The sequence below is a fragment of the Stutzerimonas azotifigens DSM 17556 genome (assembly GCF_000425625.1).
In the GTDB taxonomy this organism is placed as follows: Bacteria; Pseudomonadota; Gammaproteobacteria; order Pseudomonadales; family Pseudomonadaceae; genus Stutzerimonas; species Stutzerimonas azotifigens.
This window is the reverse complement of record NZ_AUDU01000017.1, coordinates 156762-179128: the sequence shown is the minus strand read 5'-3', so window position 1 is coordinate 179128 and position 22367 is coordinate 156762. Positions and strand designations below refer to the sequence as shown.

Here is a 22367-nt window from a genome sequence, read left to right as displayed (position 1 = left end):
CATGCTCTCCAGAATCATTGAATGGTCGGTTCGCAACGTCTTCCTGGTGTTGCTCGCCACGCTGATCATTATCGGCGCCGGCCTCTACGCCGTAGTGAAAACCCCGCTGGACGCGTTGCCGGACCTGTCCGACGTGCAGGTGATCGTCTACACCGAGTTTCCAGGGCAAGCGCCGCAGGTGGTAGAGGACCAGGTTACCTACCCACTCACCACGGCACTGCTCTCGGTCCCCAATTCCAAGGTGGTACGGGGCTTCTCGTTCTTTGGCGCCTCCTTCGTTTATGTGATTTTCGAGGATGGCACCGATATCTACTGGGCGCGCTCGCGGGTGCTTGAGTACCTGAACTTCGCCTCTAAAAGCCTCCCAGCCGGAGTGACACCCGCGCTGGGGCCGGACGCCACCGGCGTTGGCTGGGTCTACCAGTACGCGCTGACCAGTGCGCGGCATACCCTTGCAGAGTTGCGCACGCTGCAGGACTGGTTCGTGCGCTATCAACTCACCAAGGCCGAGGGTGTGTCCGAAATCGCCAGCATCGGCGGCTTCGTCCAGCAGTACCAAGTCACCGTCGATCCGCAGAAGCTGCAGGCCTACGACATCCCGTTGAGCCGCATTTCCGACGTCATTCGCACCAGCAATGCCGACGTGGGCGGTCGCATCGTGGAAATGAGCGAGACCGAGTACATGGTGCGCGGTCGCGGCTACCTGCGCGGAGCAGAGGATATCGAGAAACTGGTGCTCAAGGCTGCGGGCGGGGTGCCGGTTCTGCTGCGCGATGTGGCGCGCGTCGAACTCGGCCCTGATGAGCGTCGCGGCGTGGTCGAGCTCAACGGGGAGGGCGAAGTGGTCGGCGGCATCGCCGTCGCCCGCTACGGCGAAAATGCCATGAACGTGATCGACAACTTGAAGGCCAAGATTGAGGAGATTCGTCCCGGTCTGCCGGATGGTGTCGAGATTGAGCCGGTATACGACCGTTCGGATCTTATCCAGCGCGCCGTGGACAATCTCAAGGTCACGCTGCTGGAAGAGTCAATCATCGTCGCGCTGGTGTGCATTGTGTTTCTTCTGCATGTACGCAGTGCGCTGGTGGCCATCCTCATGCTGCCGGTGGGCATCCTGATCGCCTTCATCGTCATGCGCTGGCTGGGCCTCAATTCCAACATCATGAGCCTGGGCGGCATCGCCATCGCCATCGGCGCCATGGTGGACGCGGCCATCGTGATGATCGAGAACGCGCACAAGCACCTGGAGCGTGCGCCAGCGGACAAGCCGAGGGCGCAGGTCATCATCGAAGCCTGCCGCGAGGTGGGGCCGGCGCTGTTCTTCTCGCTGCTGATCATTACCGTCTCCTTCCTGCCGGTGTTCACGCTGGAGTCCCAGGAAGGGCGGATGTTCTCGCCGCTGGCCTTCACCAAGACCTTCGCCATGGCGGGTGCGGCGTTGCTGTCGGTGACGCTGGTGCCGGTGCTGATGCTGCTGTTCGTGCGCGGGCGGATCATCCCCGAGCAGAAGAACCCGGTGAACCGTTTCCTGATCTGGATTTACCGCCCGATCATCCACCTCGTGCTGCGCTGGAAGGTGACAACCATCGTGGTGGCGCTCGTGGTGTTGGGCGTGAGTATCCTGCCGGCGCGCCAGCTTGGCAGCGAATTCATGCCGCGCCTCAACGAAGGCACGCTGCTGTACATGCCGACCTCGCTTCCGGGCATGTCCATCACCAAGGCGGCGGAACTCATGCAGGTGCAGGACCGGATCATCAAGGGCTTTCCCGAAGTGGCCTCGGTATTTGGCAAGGCGGGCCGCGCGGCCACAGCCACTGACCCGGCCCCGATTGAAATGTTCGAGACGGTGGTCAACCTCAAGCCGGAAGAGCACTGGCGGCCAGGAATGACGATGGACAAGCTTATCGCCGAGATGGATGAAGCGCTCCGGCTTCCAGGTGTGGCCAACAGCTGGACCATGCCCATTCAGGGGCGCCTGGACATGCTGTCTACCGGCATACGAACGCCCATTGGCATCAAGGTGTTTGGCATGGACCTGGCTGGGATCGAGAAACTGGCCACCCAGATCGAGACGGTAGTGCAGGCGGTGCCCGGGACAACCAGCGCCTTTGCCGAGCGCATCACGGGTGGCCTCTATCTCGATATTACTCCCGACTACGACGCCTTGGCCCGCTACGGCCTGACGGTGGGGGAGGTACAAATGGTCATCGCCACTGCGCTGGGCGGCGAGCTGGTGACCACGACTGTCGAGGGGCGCGAGCGATTCGGTGTCAGCGTTCGTTACCCACGTGAGCTGCGCTCCGACCCGCAGCGTATTGCCAGCGAGGTGCTGGTGCCCACACCGGGCGGCGCACAGGTGCCGCTCGGGCAGCTCACCGATATCAGCCTTTCCAAGGGCGCGCCCAGCATCCGTACCGAAAACGCGCTGCTCTCGGCGTACATCTATGTCGATATCCGCGGCCGCGACATCGGCAGCTATGTGCGGGAGGCGCAGCAGGCGGTCAATGATCAGGTGACCTTCCCGCCCGGTTACTACGTGACCTGGAGCGGCCAGTTCGAATACATGGAGCGGGCGGCAGAGCGGCTGAAGATCGTCGTGCCGTTGACCCTGGTGTTGATCTTCCTGCTGCTGTACCTGAATTTCGGCCGGCTTACCGAGACGCTGATCGTCATGCTCTCGGTGCCGTTCTCGCTGGTGGGTGGCATCTGGCTTATGTGGGCGCTGGGCTACAACTTCTCGGTTGCCGTGGTGGTGGGCTTCATTGCCCTGGCCGGCGTGGCTGCCGAGACCGGCGTGATCATGCTCATCTACCTCGACCACGCACTTGCCGAGCGCCGAGCCGAGCGGGAAGCCGCCGGCGAGCAGTTAACGGCGGCTGATCTCTACCAGGCAGTCATAACCGGCGCCGTGGAGCGGGTACGGCCGAAGATGATGACAGTGGTTGCCATCATGGCCGGCCTGCTGCCGATCATGTGGGGCACCGGTACCGGCTCGGAGGTGATGCGACGCATCGCTGCGCCGATGGTGGGCGGGATGATTTCCTCCACCGTACTGACGCTTGTGGTCATTCCGGCGATCTACATGCTGGTCAAGCAGCGTAGGCTGGCCGTGACCTCTCGGTAGACCGTTCATTCGCAGCTTACCCGAAGGCTTGGAGGCAGCACCCAGGCCTTTGGGGCGCCGAATTAGCAGACAACAAATTCCCGAGGAGTGCAGCTGGGTTCAGTACTGGATGTGGGCAGCAGCGAGCGAGGCCTCGCACTGCCTACAAGTCACATTAGAGACATGCTGGAGCGGGATGGTAGTTGCGCAACTTGGCGACTGCTTTCCAAGTACAAGTGAATCCACAACGCATCTAAAAAGTACCATCCGCCCGTGGAGGTCGGGCGATTGAACGCGGCGTAAACTGAGCGGGTAGTTGAGTACGGTTTGACGAGCGCTCCATAGAGTTTCTCAGAGCAGTTCGATACCAAAACGACGGGCACCTAGGGCAAACAAGCCGAAACAGCCCGCAGTAGCAACGATGTAGATCATCAGAGTCGGCCAAAAGCCGAACCGGGGCAGAAGCGCCGGAAACGCGAGTAGCGTTGGAAGAGTGGGTATTACATACCAGAAGGTATACCAGGCATGATTTGCGATCTTCTCTGCTGGCTGTTTTTCAACGTTTAGCCAGATCAGTGTCAGTACAGTAATCAGAGGCAGCGCCGCAATTAGTCCACCAAACTTGTCACTACGCTTCGCGACCTCCGACACCACGACAACCACCATCGCGGTCAGAAAATATTTGCTGATAACCCAAGCCATTCGTATCTCCCCGATCGCTATTGATGGCGCCTTTTAGTTTGAGTCGCCCTCAAAGGTACTTGGTGATTTGCTTGAAATCTTCGAGTGAAGCGCGCGCTCCAGAAGCGAGCGCTTCGACCGTGTGCTCCAGGCAGTGGTCAATATGGTCTTGGATAAGGACACGCTTGGCTTGGCAGACGGCTTTTTCCACAGCATGCAGCTGCTGAGCGATGTCGACGCAGGCCCGGCTGTCTTCGATCATGGTGACGATGCTGCGCAGGTGACCCTCAGCACGCTTCAACCTTTTGACGATATCGCTATGACTTTTGTGCTGGTGGCTGTGTTCGTGATCGCTCATGCCTTGAGTCTCATGCGTCGATGAATTACGCTTTCATGCTATCCCCCTGGGGGGGATATGGTCAAACAACCCAGCCCACCAGAAAAGCCAACCGCTGAGGCATTAAAAAACACAACATGCTTAGCAAACCCATCAATGCAAAGGTGATATTCGCCGTTGCTCTTGCCATCTTGATGGCCTGGGTTGGGCACACCTCTGCGCTGTTTATGGGGGCGAGTCAGCCAGCCTGGGGTGGCAGTGACGGTGCTTCTTCGCATGCGTATGGCGAGCGCGCATTTATTTGCACAGCATGCGCGGATCATTACCACTCCTCGCTGACAGCCGACCATGTGCACGAAACACCGCACCTGACCACGCTGCTGAGTATCAATACGCTGCCAGAGCGTGCAAAGCCGATAGACGCCCCTCGTTACTCCCTTCCTCCCGGCCCGATCTTCCTGATCGAGCGGCCACCCCGTCCTGCATTCGTGCTCTGACACAGGCCGCTGTGCGGCCCAAGACCACAGTAATTCAGGACTTTAACCATGCATTCGCTATCTATGGGCGCAAGGGGCGCATCTGTCGTGCGTCCGAATCGCTCGCTACTACTGTTGCTGCTATTTACTGCCTTGCTGTTTCTCGGCATGCCTGACGCGTTGGCCCACGCTGTTGCCGAGGGCGACAAGGGCTTTATCCAGGAAAGCTCCGGGGTGATGGTGCTGCCGTTCATCTACATGGGCGCAAAACACATGATCACCGGCTACGACCATTTGCTGTTCCTGTTCGGGGTGATCTTCTTTCTCTATCGCCTGAAAGACGTGGGCCTTTACGTCACCCTGTTCGCCGTGGGCCACACCGTGACGCTGCTGATCGGCGTGTTGGGGGAAATCAGCATCAGCTCCTATGTGATCGACGCCATCATCGGCTTTTCGGTGGTGTACAAGGCGCTTGATAACCTGGGCGCGTTCCAGCGTTGGTTCAGCCACCAGCCGAATACCAAAGCGGCCACGCTGATCTTCGGCTTGCTGCATGGCTTCGGCCTAGCGACCAAGATTCAGGAATACGAGATATCGGCAGACGGCCTGATCCCCAACCTCATTGCCTTCAATGTTGGTGTTGAAATCGGCCAGCTCCTCGCCCTGAGCGCCATCTTGATCGTCATGGGCTACTGGCGGCGTACCGCCAGCTTCTGGCGTCATGCCTACACAGCCAACGTCGCCATGATGAGCGCCGGTTTCCTTTTGATGGGTTACCAGCTCACCGGCCTGATCGTGTCTTAATAAGGATTTTTCAGCATGTTCAATACCAAGCTACCAACGCTCAACGAATTGCCAACCAGCCGCCAGCTGCTGCGCTCCACTGTGATCGCAGTAGCTGTTGCCGCTGCCTTGCTGGTTACCGTGGTGATGCCCTCTGAATACGTCATCGACCCAACGGGTGTTGGCCGTGTACTCGGTCTGACCCAGATGGGTGAGATGAAGGAAATTCTGGCCGAAGAAGCGGCTGCGGATGCAGCTGTTCAGCCAGTGACGGCCCCGGCCGTACAAGCCCCCGTGCCCGCTCAGCTGGCACCTCAAGAACAAGTTGCAGCGGCACCTGTGGCTGAGCCGGTAGCAGAGCCACAGCCGGCCCTGAAGTCCGATGAAGTGACTGTCACGCTGAAACCGGGCGAGGCGAGTGAAATCAAGCTGGAAATGCTGGACAAGTCCACGGTCAGCTACGAGTGGACTGCCAATGGCGCTCCGGTTAACCACGACACCCACGGCGAGCCCTACAACGGCCCGAAGGGCTACTACCACAGCTACAGCAAGGCCAAGCAGGTCAAAGGCGACAAAGGCGAATTAACTGCCATTTTCGACGGCACCCACGGCTGGTTCTGGCGTAACCGTAGCAACAGTGACGTGACGATCACGCTCAAGACCAAGGGCGAGTACCTGAGCGTCAAACGAGTGATTTAAACCACAAGGTCTTCTTTGGAAGCGTGGGCTATCGGAGGGTGAGATAGCCCATCGCTCCAAGGTTGTTCAATCCGGCCAAGGCTGCCGAGCCAGCCAAGTGCATCAGTGAGTTTTCGAGGGTCAATGATGAAAGACGCAAAAATGCCAGACCACAATCATAACCATGGTGGCGGCAAGACATTATTGCTCGCGCTGATCTTCACGACAGGTTTCGCAATTGTCGAAGTGTTCGGTGGCCTGATGGCCGATTCGCTTGCATTGCTGTCTGACGCAGGTCACATGATTACCGATTCATTGTCTCTTGGAATCGGTGCTTTTGCCGCCTTGTTGGCCAACAAGCCTGCATCGCGGCGGCATTCCTTTGGATTCAAGCGCGCAGAAATTCTCGGCGCTCTGTTCAACGTTCTGTTTATGTTCGGCGTGATTGTATTCATCACCTACGAGGCGATCCGTCGGATGGCAGATACTCCAACCGTCGCGGGTGGCATGGTATTGGTTATCGGCGGGGTCGGTTTGCTGGTGAACATCATGGTGGCTTGGGTGCTGATGCGCGGAGAGCAGACCATAAATGTTCGCGGAGCACTCCTGCACGTGATGGGAGACTTGCTGGGCTCGGTCGCTGCGCTGATTGCAGGCGCAATCATCTATCTGGGCGGGCCGTCCATTGCGGACCCGATACTGTCTCTTTTCGTCAGCCTATTGATTCTGGTGTCAGCCATTCGACTGCTGCGTGAGGTGACACATGTGTTGATGGAAGGTGTGCCAATGGGAATCGATGCGCATGAAGTCAGCTGCGCTCTAACCCGTGTCGACGGCGTCTGTTCTATCCATGACCTGCATATCTGGAGCTTGTCATCAAGTAGCCAGGCGCTAGCAGCGCATGTCGATGTGGAAGCGATGGGGCAGTGGGAAGAGATACTGCCGCAACTGCAAACGATCTTGCGGGAGCGCTTCGATATTGGGCACAGCACATTACAACCGGAGAATGCCGCTATCCGTCTAACTTGCGATGCAGATCCTCATTGTGGGTCTGGTGATTGCAAGTAGACAACCGAAAGAGCGCCCAGCCGGGCTGCACGGTAGTGGCCTCAATAGCTGTAGCACACCTTGATGCTAATTCTTGGCCTATGTTTTTAGCCTTCACTATGCGGGGTGCGGATAGCTATGCGTTCAGGCATCCAACCCCACCGCGCGTTCATCGCCTACTTGCTTACCACCGTATTGCTAGCAGGCTGCCAGAGTACACGCGAGCAACTGCTTGGGCTGGAGCGATGGTTTCCGTCAGTGTCAGGCGATGGCGGAGCGTTCGGCAGACCGTGAGGCGTGGGACCGAAACTGGCGCGACCGTGACCGCGAATGGCAACACCATGTCGACCAGGCCAAGGGGCAGGCCATGCGACGCAAGTGAACCGCGCCACGCGGGTAGGGGACATCGGCATCCCTTCTGGGCAACATCGGTGTGGCCTTTTTCGTCCGGCTTGAAGGCCTGAGCGCATGTTGGCGGTTGCTCATTCGACTAGCTCCTGAGCCGCGCCCGAAACCGGAATATCCGTTCCGGCAGGCTTAACCGCTGGTCGATACAGCACCAGGCGGTAGGTTGCTAGACAGATCACCCAATCAAACAGCAGCGTCCAGAGGTTGTGAGACAGAAAATGGGCGCCCTGCATCATGCGGCCGATGGAAAAAACGGTTCCCAACCCCAGGGCCAACCCAAGTGCCCAGGCTGCTGCACGTGGTCTGCGGTCACGCAGGAAGAAGTAAAGCGCAATTAGCGAGAAGCCGGCAGACGCATGCCCACCCGGCCAGCAGCGACCGGGTTTCAAGGTTGGCTCCCGCTCGCTCAGCAGCGGCGTATGGATTTCTGAACCGCCAAATTCGCTCAGGCTCCAGGGGCAATGGACCGCCGTCAGCGCCTTCAACGGTGTCACGATGCTGGTGGCCAAGGCCAAGGCCAGCACCAGATAGCCCAGTGAACGGCGCCAGACTTTCAGCTTTGTCGGCAGCAAGCTGAGCCCAAAGCCCAGGATAGCCAGGACACCAATGGCGATGACCGCCTGCTTGGCACGGTCATGCAGTACGTCTTCGAGAAACCAGCTATGGCGACCAATGAAGCCCGTCTCAGGGCTGTAGAAGAAATTGGCGATGGCAAAATCGATTCGCGTCGGGTCGTTGACCAGGAGCAGCAGCATCAAGGCGAGCGGAACACCCATGCCCACATGGAAGTTGAATGGCCTGGAGCATTTTGAGGTGGAGCAAGACATTTCGATATTCCGGCAATGCCCCCGAAATCGCAGGGGCAAGGTGGGATGATTCAGCGCTGGCTGAGTTCGGATTGCTTCAGGACGGGCTGCCAGCCCAGCAGGCCCTCGGTGTAGTCATGGCTGGCGCTCTGGTAATAGCTGATGTTTCGCCTGATCAGCAGATCATCGATTCGGGCATTGGATTCCCGGCTCAGGCGCAACGCATCGTCATGCCGGCGCATGGCACGACGAGGGCTCAGGATCGCTAGATCCTTGCCGTCGAACAGCCCCAAGTGCTGGTAATTGCCGATCAGAGCTCGCCCGGGTGTCGCATCTGCGCGGAGCACATTGCGCCCGAAGAAGGTGGACACGTAATCCATGTTGAGAAGGCCGAGCAGGGTCGGCGCCAGGTCGATCTGGCTGGTCAGGCCGGAGAACTCGCGTGGCTCGATGAGCGTTGGTGCGTAGATGAACAGCGGAATGTGGTAGTTGGCGACGGGCAGGTCTTCGGTTCCGGCGCTGCCGGCCGTGTGGTCGGCGACAAAGATAAAGACCGTCTGCTCAAACCAGGCTTTCCTGCGCGCCTGTTCGAGAAACTGGCCGATGGCATAGTCGGTGTACTTCACTGAACCCTCGCGCCCCTCGCCTGAAGGAATGTCGATGCGCCCCGCGGGGTAGGTGTAAGGCCGGTGGTTGGAGGTTGTCATCAGTTGCAGGAAGAACGGCTTGCCGGTCGCGTAATTCGCATCTGCCTGCTTGATCGCCTGGGCATACAGGTCCTCGTCGGCCATGCCCCAGGCGTTCTTGAACGCGATGTCGGCTTCGGCAACGCTGCTCTGATCGACGATGCGATAACCGTTGCCGCCGAAGAAGGCGTTCATGTTGTCGAAGTAGCCACGCCCGCCATAGATGAACACGCTGTCGTAGCCCTGTGCCTTGAATTGTTGCCCCAGGCTGGCGAAGCCGCTTTCGCGGCCAATGCGCTTGACGATGGAGCGTCCGGGAGTTGGCGGCACCGACAGGGTGATGGCCTCCAGGCCGCGATCAGTCCGGGTGCCGGTGGCGTAGAAGTTGTTGAAGAACAGGCTTTGGTGGCGAAGCTCATCCAGGTTGGGGGTGAGGCCGCGGGCATCACCGAAACTTCCCAGATACTTGGCGCTGAGGCTTTCAATCGTCACCAGCACCACGTTGAGTCGCCGGGGTTCGCCCGGGTTGTCGATCGTCCGGCGGATATCCAGCGGATCAGCGCCGAGGAAGCGGGCGTTGGGCTCGCTCACTTCCTGCCGTAGCTGCTCAGCCACTTCCCGCGTCGGCAGCGAGGCATAGAATTGGGGGTATTCCAGCTCGTTATTGCGAAAGGCAGCGAAAAACTGAAATGGACCGTTGCTTGCCAGCTCGCGCTGGTAGGCGTTGCCGCCGATGCTGCGCGGAAAGTCCTGGCCCACGCCATAAGCGCTGGCCATGGCACCCATCAGTAGCGCTCCCAGGACAGCCCCGCCGGAACGCCAGCCCAGCAGCGGTGAGCGCAACGCTGCTTCGGTGACCTTGCGCAACAGCATCGCAGCGGCTATCGCCATGATTGCCAGCAATGCCAGCAGCGGATAGATGGGATAGGACTCTAGGATGTTGTTGATCACCTCGTCGGAATACACAAGGTAATCCACCGCGATGAAGTTGAAGCGTACGCCGAACTCGTCCCAGAACAGCCACTCGGCCACGGCGGTGAACAGCATCACGAAAAGGCTGATCGCCAGCAGCGCATGCAGCAATCGCCGGTGCCAGGGCTTCTCCCAGATACTTCTTGGGCAGAGCAGCAAGTAGAACGCCAGCGGCAAGGCTGCGTAAAGCAGCAGGGCCAGGTCATAGACCATGCCGGTTCCATAGACGCCGAGCAATTGGCCAATGCTGACGTTGGCGTCACCCAGGTGGCTGATCAAAAGCGTGCTGCGGGTCAGAAAGAACACCGCAAGCCATATCGTTAGAATCAGGGAGAGGTAGCGAAGCTGAGCGTATCGGAGTGACGACATCGTATGATCCTTGTGGATGAACGTGTCGCACTGTGCCGATCAGCCCGTGAGCCCTTCGTAAAAACCTTGTGAAAATAACGTCAACGTCTGTGAGCCTTCCCCATGCGTATTCTGGTGATCGAAGATAACCGTGACATCCTCGCCAACGTGCTCGACTACCTGCAGCTCAAGGGCTACACCGTCGACTGCGCCAGCGACGGTTTGAGTGGCCTGCACCTGGCCGCCACGGAACCTTATGACCTCATCGTGCTGGACATCATGCTGCCGGGAATCGATGGCTATCAGGTCTGCCGGCGTCTTCGCGAAGATGCCGGGCGCGAGACGCCGATCATCATGCTCACCGCGCGCGATGCCCTGAACGATCGCTTGCAGGGTCTCAACGCAGGCGCGGACGACTATCTGATCAAGCCCTTTGCGTTGTCGGAGCTGGTGGCGCGCATCAAGGCGATCCTGCGCCGTAGCCAGGGCAGCCGCAAGCGGGTGCTGCAGGTTGCCGAGTTGAGCCTCGACCTGGATACGCTGCAGGTCGTGCGTGCCGGGCGCACCTTGAAGCTCAACCCGATTGGTTTGAAGCTGCTTGAAATCCTGATGCGCAGAAGCCCCGCAGTGGTTCGCCGGGACGCGCTTGAGGAGGCGCTGTGGGGCGAAAACCTGCCTGACAGCGACAGCCTGCGCAGCCACATCCATCAGTTGCGGCAGATCCTCGACAAGCCGTTCGAGAAACCCTTGCTGCATACCATTCACAGCGTTGGCTATCGCCTGTCGGAGACGCCCGATGCCGTCTAAACAGCCTTTCGCCCGTCGAATCGTCATCGCCTTCACGTTGATGACGCTGATCGTGAGCGGGCTTTTTTCCCTCGGCATCGTCGGCATCGTTCACTCCATCGAGGAGCATCTGGTTTCCGAAGAGCTTGATCGTGAGTTGAACACCATCCTTCAGGACCTCGGGCAGGGGCTGCCTCCGCGTCTTGATTCGAGCACCCAATTCTTCGCCACGACCGCGCCGGAATTTGCCATTCCCCTGCAGTTTTCGAGAACGCAGCCGGGTTTTACCGAGGTGGTGAACGGCGACGAAGCCTTCTATGTCTACACGCGCAACGTGGGCAACGAGCGCTATCTGCTGGTGCAGGAACAACACGAGTTCGAGGCGCGGGAGCAGGCGCTGTTCAATGTGGTGCTGGCGGGTTTTCTGCTCACCATCGCAGGTGCCTGGCTGCTGGGCCGCATGATGGCGCAAAAGGTCATGGCGCCCGTGAGCCGGCTCGCCCAGCAGGTTCAGCACCGCGATCAGCTGCATTCCAGCGCGCCGGCTCTGGCGCCCGAATACGCGGATGATGAGATTGGCCACCTGGCCTCGGCATTCGACAGCACGCTCGGGCAGTTGAGGCGCTCGCTGGAACGCGAGCAGCTGTTCACCAGTGATGTCAGCCATGAATTGCGTACGCCGCTGATGATCATCGGCACTTCATGCGAGCTGCTGGACGCCGCTCCGCTGGGCGCACACGAAAAAGAGCAGGTAGCCCGCATTGCCCGCGCTGCGGCGGAAATGCGCGATCTGGTGCAAACCTTTCTCACCCTGGCCCGCAGCCAGCCGGAAGAAGCGTCACTGGCGGGGACAACCACCCTGGCGAGCGTTGCAGCGGAACAATACAGGCGCTGGGGCCCGGCAATGGCTGAAAAGGGCCTTGGGTTCGAGCTGCTGGAGGAGGGCACTGGTGCTCAGCGCTACAACCACACCCTCCTGTCTACCGTCATGTCCAACCTGTTGCGCAACGCGCTGCATTACACCGATGCAGGCTGGGTGCGCCTGACGCTGGAGCCGGGCGGTTTTCGCGTCGAGGACAGCGGCATGGGCATTCCTTCCGGCCAGCAGGAACGCATCTTCGAACCCTTCGTGCGGGGTGAGCGTGCCCGTGGGGAAGGCCTGGGGCTGGGGCTATCGCTGGTCAAACGCATCTGCACCCACCAGGGTTGGAGCATTGGCGTCAGTGACCTTGCACCAGGCGGCAGCTGCTTCCGGGTCGTTCTGGGGCAGAGCCCGAATCAGCAGCTTTGACATTTTTTTCACAGGGTTTTGACAACCGCTTGACCCCCTCATCCCTAGATTGTCTGGCGTACCCCTTTGTGGAAGGCCAGACATGTCAAAAAATCATCCGATCGAACTTGAGTTCTCGCGCAAATACGACCAGGAGCATGCAGTGCAGTACCTGCACAAGCACCATGATGGTCTGGCCCGCAGGCTCTCCCACTGGCGTGATGAACAGCTGGCCCGGCGGGCACTTCAGCAAGCCGACGAGCCAGCTCTGGTACTTGATCTACCCTGCGGTGCGGGGCGCTTCTGGCCCCTGCTGGCGGAACACCCCAACCGGGTGATTCTGGCTGCCGACAACTCGGCGCACATGCTGGCCACCGCGCAGGTGTCGCAGCCCGCCGGGATCGTCGCGCGGGTCAAAACCTTCCAGACATCGGCCTTCCAGATCGACCTGGGCCCCAATGCGGTCGATTGCATCTTCTGTATCCGTCTGCTCCACCACATCGCCGAAGCGGATCACCGCCTGGCCATACTCCGAGAGTTCCATCGTGTCACGCGGGATACGGTCATCGTCTCGCTTTGGGTAGATGGCAACTACAAAGCCTGGAAGCGCAAGCGCCTGGAGGCCAAGCGTGTCAGGCAGGGCCGGGCTGCGGACAATCAGAACCGGTTTGTCGTGCCGCGCCATGTGATCGAAGCGGAGTTCCGTAGAGCCGGGTTCAAGATCATCGGTCAGCAGGACTTCTTGCCGGGCTATGCCATGTGGCGCGTCTATACGTTGCGCAAGGAAGCCTGACCATGGACGCCTTGATAGGGCTACAGCCAGCGCCGGGCGGCGATACGCGCTTCGAGCGCTGGTGGAACAGCGAAGGCGAGTGGGTCGAGCTGCCCAACCAGCGGCGCGGTGGCCAGAGCGGTGTACAACGCCTGGTGTCGCGCGATCCTGACCAGCCCATCCTTTACTGCAAGCGCCAGGTCGGCCACCTCTACCGCTCGCTGCGGTACCCGTTCGGACGTCCGACCGCGTTACGCGAGCGGCAGGCTTTACTTGCGCTTGAGCGGTTGGGAATTCGCGTCCCGAGTCTTATTTACTGTGCCGCGCAAAAAGAAGCGGGCCAATGGCAGGCGCTGCTGGTCACCGAGGCGCTGGAAGGCTTTATCAGCCTGCAGGAATGGTACGCGCCCAATGGCCCGCACCGACATGACGGCGCGCTGAACGACAAGATGCTCAAGCAACTGGCCTTCACCCTGGCACGCCTGCACCGGGCTGGCTGGCAGCACGGTTGCTGCTACCCCAAACACATCTTCGTCAAGGTAGGTACGCGAGACGCCGAGACAGAGGTGGTGATTGCCCTGCTCGACCTTGAAAAGAGCCGACGGCGCTGGCGGACCTCCGCAGCCTCCCGGCACGACCTGCGCCAGTTGCTCCGCCATCGCGAGCATATGCCGCTGGAAGACTGGGTGCTCTTTCAGCAGGCCTACCTACAGGCACTCGGGACGCGTGCGGCATGAGCGAACTAAACGATTGCCAAACCGATGCACAGGCTTTGAAGGGGCGCTCGGGCCTGCGCCGAATCATCGATGCGACAGGCTATTCGCTGGCCGGACTCAAGGCCGCTTACCTAGGAGAAGCGGCGTTCCGCCAGTTGCTGTTGCTGAACCTCATGCTGATCCCCGTTGTCTGCCTGCTCGATGTGAGCAGAACCGAACGGGCCGTGATGATCCTGGTGGCTCTCATGGCGCTGATCGTGGAACTGCTCAACTCAGCGATCGAGGCAGCCATCGACCGGATATCTATGGCTATCCACCCGCTTTCAAAGCAAGCCAAGGACATGGGCAGTGCTGCCCAATTTCTCGCGCTGATTCTGATTGTGGTTGTCTGGGGAGTAATCTTGCTATGACTCGGCGTCCTCTAGCTAGCGTTCTAAAGGCCGATCATTGGGCGCTACTCAATGCCCTAAAAGTCGTTGCCTGCGGGCTTGCCGTTTCGGCATTGGCGCTGGCATTGCCTGCATGGCGTCACCTGGCAGCAGTAACCGCCGCATCCGGCTGGGGTTACCAAGTCTACTACGATGATATCGAGAGGGTCAGCGCCCTGGCCAAGGACGACCGAAGCAATCTCTATGTGACGCAGGAATACCGAAACGGAAACGGGACGCTGTTGAAGCTGCCTGCCGATGGCAGCGTTTTTCAGGTGATGCAAGGGTTGTCCAAACCGGACGGGTTACTGGCTTATCGAGGCGGGATCGCCATCAGTCAGGAAGGTGGAAATTTACCGGTCCTGTGGATGCACGCAGACAAAACCACCAGCCTGCTGATCGGCCAAGGCGTGGAGCAGCTCGCCAGCGATGGTCGTTATCTCTATGCCATCGAGGATCAGGCCAGCGGTCGGCTGCTGCGCTTCGACCCGCATAGCGGCAAGACCGTTATCTTGCGTGACGGACTAAACGAAGCAGAGGCCATCACCGCATGCCCCGATGGGCGGCTTTTCTATGCCGAGAAGAAACGCGGCTGGGTCAAGCGCCTGAACGAGGACGGCGTGGACGAGACCGTTTGGTCCGGGCTAAACGAACCCGGCTATCTGCTCTGTACCGAAGAGGGACTCTGGGCCAGCGAGGACGCCACCCACATGGCACGTCTGCTTTTGCTGGATAACACCGGCACCGAGCATGTCGTCCTCGGCCATCTGCGCTCTCCACAAACGCTGCTACGTGTCGCACCGCGCCATTATCTGCTCGCCGAGCAGGGCCGCGATCGCATCCTCGAGCTGAATCGCTCCTAAAGGTCTTCCCATGAATTCAAACCAGCGGCCCTCGGGTCGTGTGGCTGCGCGTGGAACATCGCCAGGCACCCTTGAACACCTCGGTTTCATTCTGACGAGCGCAATCGTCCTTCTTCTTCTTTTTTCACTGCTGCGACTCGGGCTGCTGGTCTATAACCACGAACTGATCGGCGACACGCCTGCGGCCAGCTTTGTCGAGGCGTTTTTTAATGGCTTGCGCTTCGACTTGCGCGTCGTTGTGTTCATCTGTGCTCCGCTGATCCTGGCGTTATTCAGCACGCGACTAGTGGCTGCGCGCCGCTGGCAACGCTACTGGCTGAACTTCGCAGCGGGCCTGGCGATTTTTTTCGGCATGGTCGAGCTGAACTTCTACCAGGAATTCCACCAGCGCCTCAACGGGCTGGTTTTCCAGTACATCCAGGAAGATCCGGCAACAGTGCTGAGCATGCTCTGGCATGGATTTCCGGTGGTCCGTCTGCTGCTGGCCTGGGCGGTACTGAGTGGGGCAGCATTCGCAATCTTTGCCTGGCTGGATAGGCATTGGAAGTCGGCCGGCCGCCAACCGAACGGGCAGCGCTGCGATCGATCCGTGCGTTCGTGGCCTGTCCGAGGTGTGACATTGCTGCTCTGCGTGCTGGTTTCCGTCATCGCCGCACGCGGCACCCTTCGCCAGGGCCCGCCCCTGCGCTGGGGCGATGCGTTCACGACCGAATCGATGTTCGCGAACCAGCTTGGCCTGAATGGCATGCTGAGCCTGTATGCAGCCGGGAAGAGCCGTCTCTCCGCCGAACGGGACAACGTCTGGAAGCCTTCGATGCCGTCCGACCAGGCCGTCGCCATCACCCGCGACCTGCTGCTGGGCCCGAATGATCGCCTGGTCGACTCGGAAACGGCAGCCATTCGCCGTGACTATCAGGCACCTGTCGATACCCGGTTGCCGATTCAAAACGTGGTGGTGATCCTGATGGAAAGCTTTGCCGGCCATTTCGTTGGGGCGCTCGGGAGCCAAGCCGGGATAACCCCGAACTTCGACCGCCTGGCACAGGATGGCCTGTTGCTTCGCCGGATTTTTTCCAACGGCACTCATACCCATCAGGGCATGTTCGCTACCATGGCCTGCTTTCCCAACCTCCCGGGGTTCGAATATCTGATGCAGACGCCTGAGGGCGGCCACCAGTTCTCCGGCCTCCCACAGCTGCTAAGCGCCCGAGGTTATGATGATCTCTACGTCTACAACGGGGATTTCGCCTGGGATAATCAGTCGGGTTTTTTCAGCAACCAGGGCATGACCCGGTTCATCGGCCGCAATGACTATACCAATCCGGTCGTCTCTGATCCGACTTGGGGCGTTTCCGATCAGGACATGTTCGACCGTGCCGCCGAAGAGTTGCTCAAGCAAGACGGGAGTAAGCCGTTCTACGCCTTGCTCCAGACGCTTTCAAACCATACGCCCTATGCACTTCCCGACCCACTTCCGGTCAAGCCTGCCAGCGGTCACGGCTCGCTCGATCCGCATCTGACAGCCATGCGCTACTCCGATTGGGCACTGGGTCAGTTTTTCGAGAAGGCCAAGAAGGCGCCTTATTATAAAAACACGTTGTTCGTCGTCGTTGGTGATCATGGGTTCGGCGCGGAAGAACAGCTGACCGAGATGGACCTGTATCGTTTTCACGTTCCCCTGCTGTTGATTGCGCCAGGCATACAGGAACGGTTCGGTAGCACAATGGATGTGGTGGGCACTCAGGTGGACGTGGTGCCTACGATCATGGGCCGGCTGGATGGTGCGGTGCGCCAACAGTGCTGGGGCCGTGATCTGCTGAGCCTGGCGCCGGACGATCCGGGCTTTGGCATCATAAAACCCTCTGGCGGCGACCAGACGGTCGCTATGGTGAGCGGCGATCGGATCGTGGTGCAGCCAAAAGGTATGGAACCACGAATTTATAACTACCAACTTGGGGCGCAGCCGCAAAGTGCTCGGACCGAAACCACCTCGGCAGATGCAATTTTACTTGAGCAAATGAAGGCGTTTGTACAGACCGCCACTGCCAGTTTAATCGACAACACCGCAGGCGTCGGCGGGCGCTCTCCGAGCGAAGGCGTGGTCGGTACAGTGCGAGAGCCCTACGAGTAAATTAAGGATACGGCTGGGAGGTTGCTGACTGACCTCGATCGTACCCTCGTTGGATATTGGTTCAGCGGTTAATACGTACTTAACTTCTGGTCAAGTCAGTACAAATGCCATCAGTGCGAAGTTCTAGATGCGGGTTGTTGGGTGGCACCTCATCGAACAGGTGCTGCGGTTCTGCCAGCAGATAACCGTGTAATCGTCTTGACCTGCGTGGTCCCGTCACCTCGCATGTCCAGATGTTCAGGCCATTGATCTGCTTACGATGCAGTTGCAGCTTTTCAAAGCGCTTTTGCACCCACTGCCAATCTGAAACCTGATCCTGCTTGGCGAGCGTGGCCGTGTGCGGGTGCTCCTGTGCGTAACGCTGAAACACACCGGGACTAACCAAAAATGCCGTGTCAGCCACGGCGTGCACCAGGGCCTTGGCATCATTGATGATGAGTTTGCGGCTCTGTACACGTTGTCGTAGCCAAGCCATGAAGTGTTCGCCGGAAGGTGGCTCCCGTGAGTTTCCACCGTTCTCGGTGGGTGGAAGCACAGCGGCAGGAGCCAGCATTGCATCGTTCACCTGGAAAGTTGCGGGTGGGTCATCGATGCCCGTTTCTGGTAGTGCTTCAATCTCCGGCCTCTGCGAGGGCGGTTCGGTATCTGAGGTGCCGAGTAATGCCAGCAAGGCGTCGATGCTATCGGCAGCGGGTGCAGCAGAGGGCGCAGGCGCGGCGGTCGCCACAGGTGAGGTTTCACCGCTATCGATGGATGGTTCTGCGGTCGTATCGTTGGGCTCCACCTCTATCACGACGGTGCCAGTGAACGGCTCCGGTCGATCGTTTCCCTCCCAGATCAGGGCTGGCGCCAATCGCAGTAGTGTGAACGTGTGCGACCAACCTACGTCGCTCCTGACCGTCGCTCGCCAGATCGCCTTGCCTTCACTGGTGGGCTGGAGCATGCCGTGATCCTGTAGCACGTTGAACACTGCAGTGTTGTTCGCGGGGATACCTTCGATACCCCGTGCCAGCAAGTGCGCGCGCAACTTGTCCGAAACAGTCTTGCTGACCAACCACAGAGAGTCCTGCGTCAGCCAGCCGTCCGACGCCTGGGGCTGGTTGAGTTTCAGCTCCTCCTTTAGCAGGTAGCGCAGGCCATCGAGTAGCTTGCGCTGCAGCGCGTGCTTAGGGGCCGCCATAGCCCGTGCAGGATCGCCTCCCAGGGCTTGGGCGACCGAAGCACGGTCGGCCTGAATGACCAATTCGCCGAGGACACCTGCGTGTTCGTACTGGCCGGCCAGGACGTACAGCAGTGCGGACCAGAGTGGAGGGAAGGTGCTGAGCCAGTCGAGAATCTCGTCATCGATTACTTGGCGATACAGCAAGCCCGTGGCTGCGCTGTGTAAGCGATACTCACGATCCTGCCGGTAACGGAATCGGTAGGGGCGAGCTAGCGGGCCGTGCCAGGGATGCCAAGTGCTGCCGTCGGCATGTTCGACGTGCACATCGACAGCTATCTTGCCGATGTCATGCAGCAGCGCGGCGTAGGCTATGGCGGCGGTCCAGGCTTCTGCCTGTACGACCTGATCCTCGGGTGTGGTGCCACTGGGTAGAAGATACGACTGACGCAGCTTGAGCGCATACGCGACGATTTCCAGGCCGTGGTCCAGCATCCCCCCTGGATACGCATGGTGATGTGCTTCCGAAGCAGGAAACTGCTGGACCAGCGCGGCATAGCGTTGCAGCGGAGCCAAGTAGAGCGAGGCGAAATGTTTGCGTGAGAGCGAGGTACGTTGCCAGATGTGCTCCAGCAGCTTCCGCCGGCGCGTTGTGGACAGCAGCGACGCGACCGGCTCCGGCCGCATCAGTCCTTTTTTCTTGTCTCCGCTGGAGGGGGGCGAGTCCGTTGGTAGTTGGAGTTTTCTTTGGAATAGCGAGAGCATCGGTGGCACCTGGAGTTGAGGTAGGCGAGGGCCTTTTCCCTTTTCGGGTAGGCCCGTTTCCCTTCAGTCCCATTCCCTTGCACCCTTAGCGGAATCCTTTGATATAGCCGGCACGGACGGAAATCCGCGAGCGTCTATGCGGTGTGGGTGATTCCCCTTTAGGGCTCCCTCTAGAAGGGGCCTGTCAGCCCCCGTGATTTCCAGTCTCTTGCCCTTTTCCAGATTTTTGGCGCGGGCAGTTGCTCCTTTGCTGGCCGCAGACAATGCGGTGATGATCCAAACCGCATTGTTTAGAGCAGGCAGGCTGTTCAGGCCCTACCGTGGCGACCCACATAGACCAGCCGGATGGACACCATGCCGAACCTATACCATACTGACCATATCAATCATATTGACCGATATGGTCTGAGGTGCGCGATGATTACCGAAGTCAGCGCTGTTAGCTTCCGGCAAAACCTGGGCGAGATGCTTAACCAAGTCCAGTACCGCAACGACAGCATCGTCATCAAGAAGGACGGTAAACCAGTTGCGGCCCTTGTAGACGCCGAGTTGTTCGCTCGCATTCGACGCATGCAGGAGCGCTTCGATGCCTTGAGCAGCAGGATCGGCGAGGCTTACGCCAGCGTACCGGTCGAAGAAGGTCTGGCCGAGATCGAGGCTGCGGTTGCGGCTGAGCGGAAGCGGGGCTGATGGCAGGGCTGCGCGTCGTGCTCGATACCAATGTGCTGGTGTCGGGCCTGGCGTATCCGGCCAGCGTGCCGGGGCGCATTGTGGCGGCCTGGCGCCAAGGTGGTCTGGATGTCGCGCTATCGCATTACATTCTGGACGAGCTGACCCGAGTGTTGCCACGCTTGCCCAGGATCGCCATGACCCCCGAGGAGATCCGCGATCTGGTCGACAGCCTTATGTTCCTGGTCGATATTGTCGAGCCTGAGGGCGAACATGCGGCTGACCTGCGCGATCCGGCTGACCAACCCGTATTGCTCACACTGGTGGCGGCGCACGCCGATTATCTGATTACCGGCGACAAGGACTTGCTAGCGCTGGCAAATCGGTATCCCATCGTAACGCCTGCGGAGTTTTGGTCGCGCCACGGTGTCTGATGGATGACGTGCAGAAATGCCCGTTACGCTTGAATAACCACGTGAGCTTCGATCAACGGCACGGCAGACCCGATGTTGAGAGGACATAACGGGACGACCATGAGGTAACCACCATGAAAACTTTTGCGCAGACTTCATTCGCAGAGCACCTTGGCCAAGTATTCGGCCGGATGTGGTGTGGATGCCTGCGTCTAGAGCGGAAGATGAGTGGTTGGCTCGTAGAGCACGGTTTACCTGCTGGTGGAGCTACTGCCTTGCTCTGGATTGCCAAGCTGATGGTGGTTGGCGTGCTGCTATACGCCGCCTTCTGGTTGGTGCTTGTGCTTCTTGTGGCAGTGGTTGCGGCATGGATGGCCCGCGACTCCGATGATGGTGCGTCAGAAGAGTGGGCGGTCGGTGAGCAAGCTGAACACAAGATCAATCCTGGCTACCATCCGGCTCTTTACAACGACGCTCCCGATTCGCGTTATGCAGACCCGCAGCATGATGACTAACGCCATTGTTAGGTGTCGGGTTCGCTGCCTACCTGAGTTTGCCTGAGAGCATTCCCGGCGCTTTTCCTCCTGCTTGACTTACCGGTCGTGTGCCATCCGAGAGCCCTTGGAGCAGTCCGCCGGTGCGTACACCGACCCAAGATAAGGCAGCAACCCAAAACCCGGGCAGCGTGATAAACATCGTGGCCATCACGAAGTTGACGACCATATCGCCGAAGGTGTTGTTCAAGCCGATCAGCGGATCGAAGTTCGCATGCGGCCGGTTCCACCCCCAGCCCCAGCCATAGAGCGCGTCGAGGATCGTCGAGTCGATCCAGCGTGCGAGCTGGAACCAGAAATCGACAAAAAACAACGCGAACTGCACGATGCTGATTGTGACTACGGTTTTGAGATCGTAGGTGCCGATAACAAGCACCAGCGGGATGCAGATCACCAGCGCCATCTTTAGCAGTGCCAGAACCATCGGCAGCGCCTGTCGCATCGCATCCATTGCGGGGAAAAACCCGATGGAGCCGATGGTCAGCCCGGCGTCGCTGACGGCACGGGTAGCGACATTGGGAATGGTCATTTCGATCTGGCCGCCGTAGTCGCTGTAGACCGCACCCTGGTTGAGCTTCTGCTGCCGCGGCGACGCGATGGCTCGAATCACCGAATCGTCGACCTGATCCTGTGACAGGAAACCGGCCCAGCCGCCGATTCGCGTCAGCAAGCTGGGGTCGACCTGGCCGAGCAGGCGTGCACGCAGTCCGTTCGTGCTGTCGGACCACCATTGATTGCAGGTTGGATAACCCGCACCGCTGGGCACCTCCGTCAGCCCTTCATCTCGGCTGCTGTCATAGGCCCAGCCCTCGCGTGGTGTCATTGCCCGATAGATGTCGTAGTAACCCGCAGTATTGAGGAAGAAGCGCGAGCCGATCCAGGTCACGTCATGCATCTGTTCCTCGTTCAGCGCCGGGCGATTCATGAAAAGCTTGGCGCGTGCTGGCCCATAGCAGTCATGGGTGAAATCGCTCACTTCTTGGGCAAGTACTGGATCATCGATGCGAGTGGCGTCGACCTCCATGCGCATCTGCCGCAGATCGGTGCCGCAGGGGATCGCCGCCACCGCAGCGCCGGTGAGCGCCCGCGAGACGGTGTGCATGAAGGCCCACCACACCGGCACTTTGGCCGACTGGTCGTTGAGGGTGCTGAAGGACTGGGACCAGCCTGTCTCAGCAGGCGCCGGGACACTCACCTGGCATTGAGCTGAGCGGGTGCGATCGAACTGGAGCGTGTTGAAATCCACGTCGATGAACGGCATGCCCGCGAACAGGATAACCACGATGGACACATAGATGCGGTTCTCGATACGCACGGCCGACAACGCGCCCTTGTTTCCTTCGTCGGCACCTTCAGCGCGGGCCTTGAGCCATTCCTGAATGATGATGGCCAAAAAGGGTATGGCGAATACGCCACTGGCGACGAGAACTGCCCAAATGCCGTTGTGGACGATCCAGGAGACAAGCGTCAAGTAATACTCAAGGTAATCGGTGGTGTAGAGGGTCATTGCAGCCTC

Annotated in this window: 21 protein-coding genes; 15 read left to right on the top strand and 6 right to left on the bottom strand. The window is 59.5% G+C overall.

From position 1 onward, the window contains the following. Nucleotide 1 precedes the first annotated feature (1 nt). A complete protein-coding gene (locus H610_RS0101740; protein WP_028238072.1) occupies nucleotides 2-3124 on the top strand; it encodes an efflux RND transporter permease subunit in 3123 nt (1040 codons plus the stop codon). 330 nt (nucleotides 3125-3454) lie between these two features. On the opposite strand, the gene H610_RS0101735 is transcribed toward H610_RS0101740, so the two are convergent. Then, a complete protein-coding gene (locus H610_RS0101735; protein ID WP_028238071.1) occupies nucleotides 3455-3805 on the bottom strand; it encodes a DUF3147 family protein in 351 nt (116 codons plus the stop codon). A gap of 49 nt (nucleotides 3806-3854) precedes the next feature. Further along, nucleotides 3855-4142: a metal-sensing transcriptional repressor gene (locus H610_RS0101730; protein ID WP_028238070.1), complete on the bottom strand. Its 288-nt coding sequence runs from the start codon at nucleotides 4140-4142 to the stop codon at nucleotides 3855-3857. 116 nt (nucleotides 4143-4258) lie between these two features. Between H610_RS0101730 and H610_RS24705 the strand changes: the two genes are divergently transcribed. The 4 genes from H610_RS24705 to H610_RS23075 all read left to right on the top strand — a co-directional run bounded on the left by H610_RS24705 (nucleotide 4259) and on the right by H610_RS23075 (nucleotide 7126). Next, the gene (locus H610_RS24705) at nucleotides 4259-4618 is read left to right on the top strand and encodes a hypothetical protein (RefSeq protein WP_084166344.1); all 360 of its coding nucleotides are present in this window, start codon (nucleotides 4259-4261) and stop codon (nucleotides 4616-4618) included. Between the two features lie 48 nt (nucleotides 4619-4666). Next, nucleotides 4667-5401: a HupE/UreJ family protein gene (locus tag H610_RS0101725; RefSeq protein WP_028238069.1), complete on the top strand. Its 735-nt coding sequence runs from the start codon at nucleotides 4667-4669 to the stop codon at nucleotides 5399-5401. A 15-nt stretch (nucleotides 5402-5416) separates the two neighbouring features. Continuing rightward, nucleotides 5417-6079, top strand: a complete 663-nt coding sequence (locus H610_RS0101720; protein ID WP_028238068.1) for a hypothetical protein — start codon at nucleotides 5417-5419, stop codon at nucleotides 6077-6079. Between the two features lie 123 nt (nucleotides 6080-6202). Then, entirely contained in the window at nucleotides 6203-7126 is a 924-nt protein-coding gene (locus H610_RS23075) for a cation diffusion facilitator family transporter (protein WP_201768340.1), read from the top strand. Nucleotides 7127-7587: 461 nt separating this feature from the next. On the opposite strand, the gene H610_RS23070 is transcribed toward H610_RS23075, so the two are convergent. Next, complete coding sequence (locus H610_RS23070; protein ID WP_051231422.1) at nucleotides 7588-8340, bottom strand: phosphatase PAP2 family protein; 753 nt, start codon at nucleotides 8338-8340, stop codon at nucleotides 7588-7590. A gap of 50 nt (nucleotides 8341-8390) precedes the next feature. Further along, nucleotides 8391-10346: an LTA synthase family protein gene (locus tag H610_RS0101705; RefSeq protein WP_028238067.1), complete on the bottom strand. Its 1956-nt coding sequence runs from the start codon at nucleotides 10344-10346 to the stop codon at nucleotides 8391-8393. A gap of 102 nt (nucleotides 10347-10448) precedes the next feature. On the opposite strand from H610_RS0101705, the gene H610_RS0101700 reads away from it, so the two are divergent. The 7 genes from H610_RS0101700 to H610_RS23060 all read left to right on the top strand — a co-directional run bounded on the left by H610_RS0101700 (nucleotide 10449) and on the right by H610_RS23060 (nucleotide 17291). Continuing rightward, entirely contained in the window at nucleotides 10449-11132 is a 684-nt protein-coding gene (locus tag H610_RS0101700) for a response regulator transcription factor (protein WP_028238066.1), read from the top strand. Beyond that, complete coding sequence (locus H610_RS0101695; protein ID WP_028238065.1) at nucleotides 11122-12402, top strand: sensor histidine kinase; 1281 nt, start codon at nucleotides 11122-11124, stop codon at nucleotides 12400-12402. The genes H610_RS0101700 and H610_RS0101695 overlap by 11 nt, the downstream gene beginning before the upstream one ends. Nucleotides 12403-12484: 82 nt before the next feature. Continuing rightward, nucleotides 12485-13174, top strand: a complete 690-nt coding sequence (locus tag H610_RS0101690; protein WP_028238064.1) for a class I SAM-dependent methyltransferase — start codon at nucleotides 12485-12487, stop codon at nucleotides 13172-13174. A gap of 2 nt (nucleotides 13175-13176) precedes the next feature. Then, on the top strand, nucleotides 13177-13890 hold the full coding sequence (locus tag H610_RS0101685; protein WP_051231421.1) for a lipopolysaccharide kinase InaA family protein: 714 nt from the start codon (nucleotides 13177-13179) through the stop codon (nucleotides 13888-13890). Then, a complete protein-coding gene (locus tag H610_RS0101680; RefSeq protein ID WP_028238062.1) occupies nucleotides 13887-14279 on the top strand; it encodes a diacylglycerol kinase in 393 nt (130 codons plus the stop codon). The genes H610_RS0101685 and H610_RS0101680 overlap by 4 nt, the downstream gene beginning before the upstream one ends. Then, nucleotides 14276-15160 (top strand): hypothetical protein, encoded by an 885-nt coding sequence (locus H610_RS23065; protein ID WP_051231419.1) that lies wholly within the window; start codon nucleotides 14276-14278, stop codon nucleotides 15158-15160. Before H610_RS0101680 ends, H610_RS23065 begins: the two co-directional genes overlap by 4 nt. Nucleotides 15161-15170: 10 nt before the next feature. Then, nucleotides 15171-17291: an LTA synthase family protein gene (locus tag H610_RS23060; RefSeq protein WP_051231417.1), complete on the top strand. Its 2121-nt coding sequence runs from the start codon at nucleotides 15171-15173 to the stop codon at nucleotides 17289-17291. Nucleotides 17292-17370: 79 nt separating this feature from the next. Here H610_RS23060 and mobH read toward each other — a convergent pair whose 3' ends face one another. Then, nucleotides 17371-19215 (bottom strand): MobH family relaxase, encoded by a 1845-nt coding sequence (mobH, locus tag H610_RS0101665; protein ID WP_028238061.1) that lies wholly within the window; start codon nucleotides 19213-19215, stop codon nucleotides 17371-17373. 417 nt (nucleotides 19216-19632) lie between these two features. On the opposite strand from mobH, the gene H610_RS0101660 reads away from it, so the two are divergent. From H610_RS0101660 to H610_RS0101650, 3 genes are all read left to right on the top strand, one after another. Continuing rightward, nucleotides 19633-19905, top strand: coding sequence for a type II toxin-antitoxin system Phd/YefM family antitoxin (locus tag H610_RS0101660; RefSeq protein ID WP_028238060.1), 273 nt, complete (start codon nucleotides 19633-19635; stop codon nucleotides 19903-19905). After that, nucleotides 19905-20318, top strand: a complete 414-nt coding sequence (locus H610_RS0101655; RefSeq protein WP_028238059.1) for a putative toxin-antitoxin system toxin component, PIN family — start codon at nucleotides 19905-19907, stop codon at nucleotides 20316-20318. The genes H610_RS0101660 and H610_RS0101655 overlap by 1 nt, the downstream gene beginning before the upstream one ends. Nucleotides 20319-20431: 113 nt before the next feature. Then, nucleotides 20432-20812, top strand: a complete 381-nt coding sequence (locus tag H610_RS0101650; RefSeq protein WP_028238058.1) for a DUF3742 family protein — start codon at nucleotides 20432-20434, stop codon at nucleotides 20810-20812. Between the two features lie 28 nt (nucleotides 20813-20840). Here H610_RS0101650 and H610_RS0101645 read toward each other — a convergent pair whose 3' ends face one another. Further along, on the bottom strand, nucleotides 20841-22358 hold the full coding sequence (locus H610_RS0101645; RefSeq protein ID WP_028238057.1) for a conjugal transfer protein TraG N-terminal domain-containing protein: 1518 nt from the start codon (nucleotides 22356-22358) through the stop codon (nucleotides 20841-20843). Between the last annotated feature and the right edge of the window lie 9 nt (nucleotides 22359-22367).